The sequence below is a fragment of the Pseudoduganella buxea genome, from assembly GCF_009720835.1.
Lineage (GTDB): Bacteria > Pseudomonadota > Gammaproteobacteria > Burkholderiales > Burkholderiaceae_D > Rugamonas > Rugamonas buxea.
The window spans coordinates 1-11,048 of sequence record NZ_WNKZ01000137.1; the positions used below are offsets into that span (position 1 = coordinate 1).

11 protein-coding genes are annotated in these 11,048 nt (G+C 61.5%); 2 read left to right on the forward strand and 9 right to left on the reverse strand.

The annotated features are described in order from the left end of the window. A partial coding sequence (locus tag GM672_RS25885) for an IS3 family transposase (protein WP_155473402.1) occupies positions 1 to 143 on the forward strand: 143 nt, incomplete at its 5' end. A 127-nt stretch (positions 144 to 270) separates the two neighbouring features. Here GM672_RS25885 and GM672_RS25890 read toward each other — a convergent pair. From GM672_RS25890 to GM672_RS25900, 3 genes are all read right to left on the reverse strand, one after another. Continuing rightward, the gene (locus GM672_RS25890) at positions 271 to 1,473 is read right to left on the reverse strand and encodes a TIGR04552 family protein (RefSeq protein ID WP_155473403.1); all 1,203 of its coding nucleotides are present in this window, start codon (positions 1,471 to 1,473) and stop codon (positions 271 to 273) included. A gap of 879 nt (positions 1,474 to 2,352) precedes the next feature. Then, a complete protein-coding gene (locus tag GM672_RS25895; RefSeq protein ID WP_155473404.1) occupies positions 2,353 to 2,895 on the reverse strand; it encodes a hypothetical protein in 543 nt (180 codons plus the stop codon). Between the two features lie 371 nt (positions 2,896 to 3,266). Beyond that, positions 3,267 to 4,157, reverse strand: a complete 891-nt coding sequence (locus tag GM672_RS25900; RefSeq protein WP_155473405.1) for a LysR family transcriptional regulator — start codon at positions 4,155 to 4,157, stop codon at positions 3,267 to 3,269. Positions 4,158 to 4,270: 113 nt separating this feature from the next. Here GM672_RS25900 and GM672_RS25905 point away from each other — a divergent pair, with 113 nt between their 5' ends. Next, complete coding sequence (locus GM672_RS25905; RefSeq protein WP_155473406.1) at positions 4,271 to 5,140, forward strand: SDR family oxidoreductase; 870 nt, start codon at positions 4,271 to 4,273, stop codon at positions 5,138 to 5,140. Positions 5,141 to 5,161: 21 nt separating this feature from the next. Here the strand turns inward: GM672_RS25905 and GM672_RS25910 are convergent, their stop codons facing one another. Genes GM672_RS25910 through GM672_RS25935 form a run of 6 tightly spaced genes read right to left on the reverse strand, consistent with a single transcriptional unit; the run spans position 5,162 to position 10,615 of the window. After that, on the reverse strand, positions 5,162 to 5,557 hold the full coding sequence (locus tag GM672_RS25910) for a thioredoxin (RefSeq protein ID WP_155473407.1): 396 nt from the start codon (positions 5,555 to 5,557) through the stop codon (positions 5,162 to 5,164). Next, positions 5,554 to 6,876: a HEAT repeat domain-containing protein gene (locus tag GM672_RS25915; protein WP_155473408.1), complete on the reverse strand. Its 1,323-nt coding sequence runs from the start codon at positions 6,874 to 6,876 to the stop codon at positions 5,554 to 5,556. The genes GM672_RS25910 and GM672_RS25915 overlap by 4 nt, the downstream gene beginning before the upstream one ends. Before the next feature lie 40 nt (positions 6,877 to 6,916). Beyond that, positions 6,917 to 7,942 carry a beta propeller repeat protein gene (locus GM672_RS29390; protein WP_155473409.1) on the reverse strand — a complete coding sequence of 342 codons (1,026 nt, stop codon included), beginning with the start codon at positions 7,940 to 7,942 and terminating at the stop codon, positions 6,917 to 6,919. A gap of 47 nt (positions 7,943 to 7,989) precedes the next feature. Then, a complete protein-coding gene (locus GM672_RS29395; protein ID WP_170300251.1) occupies positions 7,990 to 9,021 on the reverse strand; it encodes a beta propeller repeat protein in 1,032 nt (343 codons plus the stop codon). A gap of 47 nt (positions 9,022 to 9,068) precedes the next feature. Continuing rightward, entirely contained in the window at positions 9,069 to 10,175 is a 1,107-nt protein-coding gene (locus tag GM672_RS29400; protein WP_155473411.1) for a WD40/YVTN/BNR-like repeat-containing protein, read from the reverse strand. Beyond that, the gene (locus GM672_RS25935) at positions 10,139 to 10,615 is read right to left on the reverse strand and encodes a beta propeller repeat protein (RefSeq protein ID WP_155473412.1); all 477 of its coding nucleotides are present in this window, start codon (positions 10,613 to 10,615) and stop codon (positions 10,139 to 10,141) included. The genes GM672_RS29400 and GM672_RS25935 overlap by 37 nt, the downstream gene beginning before the upstream one ends. Positions 10,616 to 11,048: the final 433 nt, after the last annotated feature.

An 11,048-nucleotide genomic window follows, 5' to 3' on the forward strand; every position in this document is an offset into this window, starting at 1 on the left:
ACGGCACCCGGGAAGAGGCAAGGCAAGATGTCTTCGATTACATCGAGATGTTCTACAATCCGAAGCGCCGGCACAGCTTCAGCAATGACTTGTCGCCGGTCGAGTATGAAAAGCAGTATTTCAAGCGACTCGCGAGTGTCTAGGAAACTCGTGGCGATTCAGTGTTTAGCTTTCGTCCCAGTCGACCATCGTCTGCTGGCCCCTGAAGGCACAGTGCGCACGCTCCCTTGATTCGGAAAGCCAAAGTACCAGGGCGCCGCCTCGATCGGGTCAGGCCGCGGGAGACAATGCCGCCAGCGGCTCCGACTCCGGTGCTGCGCTGGAATGCGCAGCGATCCAGTCGCTCAATTCACGCCCGAAAACGCGCAGGCGGGCTGTCTCGACCTGGCGGCGCTTGTATGCGTCGTGGCTGGACGGCCCGGTCATGCTGCGCTGGTGGCTTTCCTTGTCCATCAACTGCAGTTCATAGTCGAAGAAAAAGCCCACGTCATAATCCTGGCCCGCCGTTTCAGGATAGCCTTGCTCGGCCTGCAGGTGGATCATCTTGCGCACCGTGACCTGGATGCTGCTGAAATCGGCCCCGCTATGGGGATTGTCGGCACGCGTCTGGCGCTTGGCGGCGGCCAGGAGCTCCGCGTCCATCTTTTGCAGCAGCTCGGCCGGATACTCGTGGCTGCGCTCCAGCATGCAGCGGTATTTCACGAAGATTTCCTTGGCCGCTTCCAGGTCGAGCAAGGTGTTGCGGGTGCGATTGGGTTCGATATTGGTGATGGACAGGATGTGCGCGCGCTGCAGGGTCTCCAATGCCAGCAGGCATTCGAAGCGGGTGCCGAAGACAAGGCGTACACCCAGATGATCATAAATATCCTGCGCCAGATAAGCCGCCTTTTGCAGCAGCTTGAGCAAGATGCTGTTGCGCCCCTTGTTGCGCTTGCGTTCGAGATGGTGCAGGGGTAGGCACAGCTCGCCGTTGGACAGGAAATAATGGCCCTCGTCGTCTTCGTGGATCACTTCGTCGAGTGTGGCGAACACCTGATCGCGGATCGTATTGAAGTGGCGAAGCTCCAGGTTGTTGTCGATGTAGAAAATCGCATGCATCACCTTGAGGATGGCACAAGACCACATGCGCTGCTCGCTATGTTGCTGCGCCTGGTGGGATGCGTAGACCAGCAACTGGACCGGATCGCTGGGCTCGAGCACGTCGCGCGGAATGAGCTTTTCCTGGCCAGGCTGCAGGAACGTGCCAATGATGAAGTCGACGGCCTCGCGGTGGCCGTTGCGGATGATTTCGCAGGCGGCAGGCTGGTCCAGGTCATAGCCGTATTCGCGCACGAATTCACGCGCGTCATGCAAGTTGCGCAGGGCTAGCGCGCCGAGGTCGATCGCTGAGCGTCCGCTGGCAATGGCCCCGAGGTAGCCCCAATTTAACGAGAATTTGCGCTTGGTCTCGAGCGTGGGCCGAAATTCGCTCATGTCTGCTGCCTTGATTTGCTTTGCTCGGAAAAGTATCCAACCGTTCGATATTGAGGTCAATCAATATTCGATGCAAATGTGCATTAATTCTCCAATAGGCGACAGGATTGCGGGCTGTGTGGTCAGGAATGCATGGACAGCACTACGAAGTAACCACCTTGGTAATGTACATCGCTGCCAAGGTTACTAAAATGTCCGCTGGCGCGGAAGTACACATGCGGCGGGAGGTCGGCGTGAAGATAACGGCCGTGTTCGCAGCCGGACTGTTGCCACCTGGGAGTACCTGCGGCGCAAGCCTGGATGCGTTAGCGCAATGGCATGCTCCGTCGCCTTCACGAATGTATGCATGCCGGTGTTTGGCAGCACGTCCATGAGGCTGCCTTGCGGGGCCCTCGGGAGTTTCAGCAGATCATGTGGGATCGAGCATGAATCGACGCAGCCACCGTACGGGCCCTTGGAGCGTACCGCCTGCCTGATCCAGTGCCGCGGCGGCGAACACGACTTCGACTGCCGGCACCGGGACCCGCCTCGGCGTAGCTGAAGCCGAGCAGCTTGGTGGCCGCGAAATCGGGCGCAGGCACGATATCCATCAGCGCACCCTGGCCCTTGGGCCGGCTGCACGTCCGGGCAAATTAACTGAAGAAACGCCGAAGGTTTCATGGTTTTGTCCGCTCCGGGGCGGAAGCAGACGTTCGCGCAACGCACGCCCAGCAAGCTGTGCAAACATTATCGTCACAAGTTCCAGATTGGGACGGGCTCTTATCACCTGTAACCATGTCCAGCCATTCCCGGCATTGGCAGGTAGACATGCCCTGCCCGATTATCCAGAACGACACTGGCAGGGGCAACGCGGCGGACGCCCGGCTACCGCCGTGCACCTCATCCCTGCACGACCGACACCCGGGCAAACCGCAGGTTGTCCAATGTCCGGATGCGGCGTTTCAACGGCCACCAGTCGTACAGGAATATCTGCACGGGCCGCCACATCGCCACCCAGCCGATGATCGTCAAGCTTTCCCGCGCGATCTTCGCCGCGTGACCGGGCCAGGTCCCTGCGATCAGTTCGCCCGCGGTCAGGCAGGCAGCGACGAAGACGAGACCGATCGCCAGGCTCGCCCTCCCCTGGCTCAGCAATTGCACGAGCTCACCGCGCACCAGCTCGATCTTGTAGCCATAGTGATTATGGATGGCGTCAGCCAGCAGGGCATCCGCCTCGTCCACGGCGACAGGCTGCTCGACATGAATCACCAGCTGCAGGTAGCTGTCAAAGGGCAGAGTCAGTGCCCAGTTCTCGATATAGGCCTCGCAGGCGCGGTCGAGGTCGCGGTTCAGGAACGGTGTCGGGTCGAGGGAATTGAACAGTTGCGACAGTTCGCGTACGCGCAGTTCGAGTGTATGCGTGGGAGGCTGGCCGAGGTGCATGAGCTAAGCGTAACACGTCGCATCCTGCCACAGGGGCACGACCCAGGTACCGCTGCCGCACAGGCAGGCCGTCAGCGTTTGTGGCCCAATGCGTCACGACGGCTTCGACCGAGAGGCGCAACTCCCACCACATCGCTGGCGACTTGCGCCCGGGCATGCGACAGCTCAAGAATGCAACGCCCGCCGGGGTGCTGCCCGGTAGCGGTACGTGCTCGGCCGCGCTGGATCGGCTCGAGCTGATTGACGCGTCCCAACTGGGGGCGACGCCCATGCGTGAAGCGAAGGTGCGCCTGGCTGCGCCGCGATCGCTCAGCAGCATGTAATTTCTCTTCTTATAACAATGTCAGCGTCAAGCGCTGGGGTTCAACCTGTCACCCCGCCAGATAAGCCGCCAGTTCCTCGGCCGTCCCCAGCGGAAACGCCGCCCGCAAATAGTCCAGGAACGCCGCCACGCGCGGGCTCAGCAGGCGGCGTGACGGGTACAGCGCCCACAAGGCGATCTCGGGCCCGTCGATGTCACCCCACGCCACCAGCGCGCCGGCGGCCAGGTCGCCCGCCACGAGCGAGAACGGCAGGCTGGCGGTGCCCACGCCGAGCCGCACGGCATCGCGCACCATGAAGTGCGAGGACAGGTGCAGCACCGGGTCGATGGCAATGCGTGCCGGTCCGGCCGGCGTCGTCACCTGCCAATGCGCCGGTCCGCCCTGCCCGCGCACGACGGCGCGGGCGGGTGTATCGCCCGTGCGCTGGACGAGGGTCGGGTGGGCCGCCACCACCAGGTGGTCGCGCAGGAAGATCCGGCCGACCAGGCTGGCATCGGCAGCGGGATTGACGCGGATGACGAGGTCATAGCCTTCGTCGACCATGTCGACGGCACGGTCCTCGGTGGTGACTTCCAGCCGCACGTCCGGATACTGCATGGCAAAGCCCGTGGCCAGCCGGCCCATGGCGGCCTGCGAGAACAGCAGTGGCGCGCTGATGCGCAGGCGGCCCTGCGGCGTGCCGCCGCCCGCGGCGATGGCGGCGGCCGTTTCGTCCACCTCGGCCAGCAGCGACGCCGTGCGCACGTGCAGCGCCCGGCCTTCCTCGGTCAGCTTCAGGCCCTTGGTCCCCCGTTCGAGCAGGCGCAGGCCCAGGCTGCTTTCAAGCTCCGCCACGCGGCGCGACAAGGTGGCCTTGGGGCGGCCCGCCGCGCGGGCGGCCTGGCCGAAGCTGCCGTGGCGGGCAACCAGGTTGAAATCGGATAGGGCAAGTAGATCCATGTGTTCCACCAGTGGGACAGTACGTCTCGTTTAGACGGCTATCGGATCGTACACGGTATCCCTAACATGGACCTGTCTTTCAACGATCCGTTCAACCTACCAGGAGAAATACCATGACCATCCTCGTTACCGGTGCCACCGGCCGTGTCGGCCGCCACGTCGTCCAGCAACTCGTCGCACGCGGCGCTGCCGTGCGCGTGCTTGTGCGCGATCCATCGAAGGCCGACTTCCCCGCTTCCGTGCAGGTGGTGCAGGGTGACCTGCTCGATATCGATTCGCTGCGCGCCGCCTTGACGGGTGTCAGCACCCTCTTCCTGCTCAATGCGGTGGCGGCGGACGAATTCACGCAGGCCCTGATCACCTTGAATATCGCCCGCGAGGCCGGGGTCGAGCGGCTGGTCTACCTGTCGGTGCTGCACAGCGACCGCTTCGCCAACGTGCCGCACTTCGCCGTCAAGCTGGGCGCCGAACGCATGATCGAGCAGATGGGCTTTGGCGCCACGATCCTGCGGGCGTCCTACTTCATCGACAACGAGCACATGATCAAGGACGTCATCCTCCAGCACGGCCTCTACCCGATGCCGATCGGCGGCAAGGGCATCGCCATGGTCGACGCACGGGACATCGCCGAGGTCGCGGCCATCGAGCTGGTGCGCCGTGAACGGGCGCCGGCGAAGCTGCCCCTGGCCACCATCAACATGGTGGGACCGGAGACGCTGACCGGCGCCGAAGTCGCGGCCATCTGGTCGGACGTGCTGGGCCGGCCGGTGGCCTATGCCGGCGACGACCCCACCGGCTTCGAGCAGAACCTTGCGACCTTCATGCCGAAGTGGATGGCGTATGAAATGCGCCTGATGGCCGAGCGCTATGTCAGCGACGGCATGATTCCCGAGGCCGGCGACGTGGCGCGCCTGACGGGCATGCTGGGACGCCCGTTGCACACCTACCGCCACTTCGCGGCCGGTATCGCGCGGTCGGCGTGAAGCAAGGCGCTTGTCTGCCGGCTACATGGCCCAGTCGGCAGCCATCAGGCGGGCGCGTAAGTCCGGCAAGCCGGCGGGAGCTTGATGTGCAGGCCACACTTGTGCGTTGGTGAATGCGGCCGCCGTCACGGCGCGCCCCACCATTGCGCCGGACAGCACCGGGCCGTCGTACCGCACCAGGATGGGCAGGTCGTCGGGCATGAAGCCGTCCAGAAAATCCGCGTGGTCTTCCAGGTCCAGCCAGATCCACGTTTCGTCCTGTCCCGCCTGCAATGCCGCGGATTCGAAAGCCGGCTTCAATGTGCGGCACCGTTCGCACCAGCTTTCCGCACCGATCAAGACGACCAGGCGTGCCGCCGGCGCCGCCAGCCGCGCCGCGATCGCGGCGGCGTCGTGCCAGGGATCAAGCATGGTCATCGGTTCCCCTCGGCGCTCTCGGCCCGCATCCAGCCCAGCGCGGCCAGCTGCGGATGCACGGGGCCGCGCACCGTCACGCCCAGCGTGCGCGCCGCGAGCAGGCGCAGCGCCTGCGGCCCCCCCTGCAGCACGTCAAGCGCATGCTGCCGGTCCAGGGAACGCCCCAGCAGGACAGGGCCGGCATGGCTCGCCACCGGCGACTGCGATGCCGGATGCCCGCTCAAGGCGGCGCTATCCGGCTGGGGCAGGCCGTTGTCGGCATCCAGGCGCGCTTCGGTGATGAGCTCGTCGCGAGCAAGCGCGCTGGGCGGCGGTTCGGGCAGCGCCAGGCCGGCCTCGGCAAGGTCGATACCGGTCAGCGACTGCCAGACCCAGCCGGCATAGCGGCTTACCTCGGGCTCGCCCGCCAGCCGGGCGACGAAGCCCAGGTGCGACGGATCGCCGTGCACCAGCGCGAACGTCAGCGCCGTCCGTGGCGGCAAGATGGCCAGCATGGCGCCGGTGTCGGGCATGCCGAACGGGGTCAGCCATGCCAGTTCGCGCACCCAGCGGTCCAGGCGCCGCGCTGCCTGCATCCGATGCCAGCCCGTGGCAGCGGCGCACGTGTGGGCCTGGTCGATCACGCAGCGCAGCAGGACCGGCAACGCCCGCGCCGCGTCCTGGCCCTTGCCCAGGGCAATCGCCGCCTCGGCGCGCACTGCCACGTCCGCATCGGCCAGCGCATCGCGCAGCGCCGCCACTGTCGCGCCATGGTGACCACCGGCCAGCGCACGACAGGCCGCCGCGCGCACATGGCTGTCGGCGCAAACCAGGAAGTCCGGCAAGGGGCTGCCCAGGGCTGCCACGGCCTCGGGACCGATCAAGGCCACCGCCCGGAGCGCGGCGACCTGCGCCACTGGCACCATGGCGGCGTGCCCCCACTGGCCGATGACCGGTGCCGCGCAGCCCGGCGGCAGCCACGCCAGCGCGGATATCATGCCGCGCAGGACGTTCTGCGGACTGACTTTGGCGACTTCCAACACCTCGTCCAGGCGTTGCCGGCCAGTGCCCTGCGCCGCCAGCCAGGTGCAGACAAAGGCCTCACCCGGCTTCTTCCAGCGCGTCAACGCAGCCATGGCAGGCTGCCAGCCCTGGCTCCCCGCCACCACCAAGCCATCCAGGTGCGCGTCGAGCAGGCCGTTGAAATGGTGAAGGCGGTCGAGCCGCAGAGTGGGCGACCTGATCGCCCCGTCCAGCTGCGACCAGTAGAAGGCCGCATCTTCGGCATGCCGCGCCACCAGCGCTTCGATCACGGGAAATGTTTGGGTTATCAAGGACATGGGAAAGGTCAGGTGTGCTGGGTCAATGGAATGACGTACGTTAGCGGGCGAATTGCATGCGGTGGAAAATCAGCTGCCATGCCGAGCCATCGTGGACGGCTGCGCCGTGCGTGCCGGCCATCAGCATGACGCCATCGGCGACGGACAGATTGCCGGCGCAAACCTTGATGTCGGACGAGGGCAAGTCGGCCTCGACCAACTGCCCGTCGATCACGTTCCACAGGCCGTAATCGCTGGTCAGCCACACTTTCCCTGCGTGCCAGACGATATCTTCGAATGGCAGCGTGAGCATTTCGCGGACCAATAGTGTCCACTCGTTTCCGCGGCCCCGGAACAGGCTGCCGGACTGGGCGCCGATGTAGACATAGCCGTCGCCGGCGCAGCAGATCGAGTACACATCCATATCGGATGGGAAAGCAATGCGCGACCATTTTGTGCCATCGAAATGCCAAACACGGCCCTTACCGGCGATGACGTAAATATCGTTTTCCGAAAACCCGTCGATATCGACAAATGCCATATTGTCGGACCGTTCCACATCGTCGAAATCGGCCAGTGTTGGTACTGGAAGATTCAAACATAGAGATTGCCATTGATTGGAGCCCTTTCTCAAGCAGACCGTATGGTCGCTCCCCACTGCAACCATGCAATCGTCGATAGTGCGCAGCCGCTCGATCGTTCCCCGTCGTGGCCCGGTGATGGACTTGGGAATTTCGTCCTCATCTTCGTCCTCGCCATCACCGCCGGTTACGGTGACCAATCCGTCGATCGATACGCAAAGCATTCGACCTTCGGAGGGATTAGCGCAAATATCGAGTGTCTGGTAACCCTCAAACCGCATATGGCGAATGCGGCTGTCCTCTGGATTGTCAGGGATGTACCAGCTCAGGCGTTTGGTCACCATGGCTTCCGCCGTCGGTCCGGCGCGTTCAGCTTCTGCGAGGTTGCGGCTGACGAAATAGTAATGTCCGCGCTTCAGCACGGCACAATCCGTGATGATGTATCCGTCGAAACGTTTGCGGTACTCTGCTTCCGTCAATTGCATCATGGATTTATCGTCGTTCATGGTGAGTGCGCTGGGTTGGCATGTGTCGTAGCGTTTGATCGGAATGTTCAGGCAAATTGCATTCGGTGGAAAATCAGCTGCCACACCGAGCCATCGTGGACGGCCGCGCCATGTGTACCGGCCATCAGCATGACGCCATCGCCGACGGACAGATTGCCGGCGCAAACCTTGATGTCGGACGATGGTAAATCGGCCTCGACCAGTTGTCCGTCGATCACGTTCCACAGGCCGTAATCGCTGGTGAGCCACACTTTCCCTGCATGCCAGACGATATCTTCGAATGGCAGCGTGAGCATTTCACGTACCAGGAGAGTCCACTCATTGTTTCGACCACGCCAAACACTGCCGGATTGCCCGCCGATGTAGACGTAACCATCACCAGCGCAGCAGATCGAGTACACATCCATATCGGATGGGAAAGCAATGCGCGACCATTTTGTGCCATCGAAATGCCAAACACGGCCCTTACCGGCGATGACGTAAATATCGTTTTCCGAAAACCCGTCGATATCGACAAATGCCATATTGTCGGACCGTTCCACATCGTTAAAATCTGTAAGTGTGGGTTCGGGTAGGTTTAAGCATAACGATTCCCATCGGTTACGCCCCCTTCTGACGCACACAGTATGGTCACTGCCTACTGCGTATAGTGAATCATCAATAGTTCGCAGTCGGCGCATTGCACCTCGACGAGGTCCCCTTATCGACTTTGGAATCACATTCTCGTCTTCATCATTGTCTTCCTCACCGCCATCAGTTGAGGTAACTTGCCCATCCACGGATACGCATAGGATCAGATGTTCGCCGGCTCGACTGGCACCGATTGTCAAGGTCCTGTAGCCTTCAAAGTCCATGTCCTGAATACGACTACCTTGTGTTCTAAAAGGGAAGTACCAGCCGACGCGTTTAGTTACTGTAGCCTCTGCAGTTGGACCGGCACGTTCGGACTCTGCGATGTTGCGGCTGACGAAATAGTACTGACCCCGCTTCAGCACGGCACAATCCGTGATGATGTAACCGTCGAACCGTTTGCGGTACTCTGCTTCCGTCAATTGCATCATGGCTTTATCGTCGTTCATGGTGAGTGCGCTGGGTTGGCATGTGTCGTAGCGCTTGATCGGAATGTTCAGGCGAACTGCATTCGGTGGAAAATCAGCTGCCACGCCGTTCCATCGTGGACCGCCGCGCCATTCGTACCCGCCATCAGCATGACGCCATCGCCAACGGAAAGATTGCCCGCGCAAACCTTGATGTCGGACGATGGTAAATCGGCCTCGACCAACTGCCCGTCGATCACGTTCCACAGGCCGTAATCGCTGGTGAGCCACACTTTCCCTGCGTGCCAGACGATATCTTCGAATGGCAGCGTGAGCATTTCGCGGACCAATAGTGTCCATTCATTTCCGCGCCCCCGGAACAGACTGCCGGACTGGGCGCCGATGTAGACATAGCCGTCGCCAGCGCAGCAGATCGAGTACACATCCATATCGGATGGGAAAGCAATGCGCGACCATTTTGTGCCATCGAAATGCCACACGCGCCCCGCGCCGGCGATGACGTACAGATCGTCCGGCGAAAAGCCATCGATATCCTGAAACGCCATGTTGTTCGACCGTTCCACGTCGTCGAAATCGGCCCGTGCTGGCACTGGAAGATTCAAACATAGCGACTCCCATCGATTGGGGCCTTTTCTCAAGCAGATCGTATGGCTGCTCCCGACTGCATACACGCAATCGTCGATGGTACGCAGCCGCTCGATCGTTCCTCGTCGTGGCCCGGTGATGGACTTGGGAATTTCGTCCTCATCTTCATCGTCGCCATTACCGCCAGTTGTTGTGACCGATCCGTCGATCGATATGCAGAGAATTCGTCCTTCGGATGGATTAGCGCAAATGTCGAGTGCCTGGTAGCCTTCGAACTCCATATCGAGAATGCGGCTGCCCTCTGGTTTGTCAGGGATGTACCAGCTCAGGCGTTTGGTCACCATGGCTTCCGCCGTCGGTCCGGCGCGTTGAGCTTCTGCGAGGTTGCGGCTGACGAAATAGTACTGACCGCGCTTCAGCACGGCACAATCCGTGATGATGTAACCGTCGAACCGTTTGCGGTACTCTGCTTCCGTCAATTGCATCATGGTTTTATCGTCGTTCGTGGTGAGTGCGCTGGGTTGGCATGTGTGGTAGCGCTTGATCGGAATGTTCAGGCGAATTGCATTCGGTGGAAAATCAGCTGCCACGCCGTTCCATCGTGGACCGCCCCGCCATTCGTACCCGCCATCAGCATGACGCCATCGCCGACGGAAAGATTGCCCGCGCAAACCTTGATGTCGGACGATGGTAAATCGGCCTCGACCAACTGCCCGTCGATCACGTTCCACAGGCCGTAATCGCTGGTGAGCCACACTTTCCCTGCGTGCCAGACGATATCCTGGAATGGCAGCGTGAGCATTTCGCGGACCAATAGTGTCCATTCATTTCCGCGCCCCCGGAACAGACTGCCGGACTGGGCGCCGACGTAGACATAGCCGTCGCCGGCGCAGCAGACTGAATAAATGAACATGTTTGATGGGAAAGCGATGGGGGACCATTTTGCACCATCAAAATGCCACACGCGCCCTTTACCAGCGATTGCATATATGTCATTTTTCGAGAAACCGTCAATATCGCTGAATGCCATATCGTCAGACAGTTCCGCATTGTCGGAATTTGCAAGAGTGGGTGCCGGTAGGTTAAGGCATAAGGATTTCCATTCATGACGTCCTTCCCGCACGCAGACGGTGTGGGCGCTCCCTACAGCGTACAAACTGTCTTCAATAGTCCGTACTCTGTGGATGGAGCCGCGCCTGGGACCTTTTATAGACTTGGGAATTGCGTCTTCCTCTTCATCGTCCTCACCACCGTCGGTTGAGGTAACTAGTCCATCCACCGAAACGCACAACATGCGTTCTTCACCAGCCCGGCTCGCACCTACGGTCAACGTCCGAGTGATCTTGCCCCGCTATTCCCGGACACAGTCTGATGCTTAGTTAGCGTCAGTTTCCAGAGCCTGACACGGTCGCTCTTTTCTAAACATACGCGGCGATTTATAGCCCAGCGCGGAGTGAGGATGC

What these genes read in the sequence shown, in the direction of transcription:
- GM672_RS25890 (WP_155473403.1), bottom strand. Translation starts at nt 1,473, where the DNA reads ATGAGCGAATTTCGGCCCACGCTCGAGACCAAGCGCAAATTCTCGTTA.
- GM672_RS25895 (WP_155473404.1), bottom strand. Translation starts at nt 2,895, where the DNA reads ATGCACCTCGGCCAGCCTCCCACGCATACACTCGAACTGCGCGTACGC.
- GM672_RS25900 (WP_155473405.1), bottom strand. Translation starts at nt 4,157, where the DNA reads ATGGATCTACTTGCCCTATCCGATTTCAACCTGGTTGCCCGCCACGGC.
- GM672_RS25905 (WP_155473406.1), top strand. Translation starts at nt 4,271, where the DNA reads ATGACCATCCTCGTTACCGGTGCCACCGGCCGTGTCGGCCGCCACGTC.
- GM672_RS25910 (WP_155473407.1), bottom strand. Translation starts at nt 5,557, where the DNA reads ATGACCATGCTTGATCCCTGGCACGACGCCGCCGCGATCGCGGCGCGG.
- GM672_RS25915 (WP_155473408.1), bottom strand. Translation starts at nt 6,876, where the DNA reads ATGTCCTTGATAACCCAAACATTTCCCGTGATCGAAGCGCTGGTGGCG.
- GM672_RS29390 (WP_155473409.1), bottom strand. Translation starts at nt 7,942, where the DNA reads ATGAACGACGATAAATCCATGATGCAATTGACGGAAGCAGAGTACCGC.
- GM672_RS29395 (WP_170300251.1), bottom strand. Translation starts at nt 9,021, where the DNA reads ATGAACGACGATAAAGCCATGATGCAATTGACGGAAGCAGAGTACCGC.
- GM672_RS25935 (WP_155473412.1), bottom strand. Translation starts at nt 10,615, where the DNA reads ATGGCATTCAGCGATATTGACGGTTTCTCGAAAAATGACATATATGCA.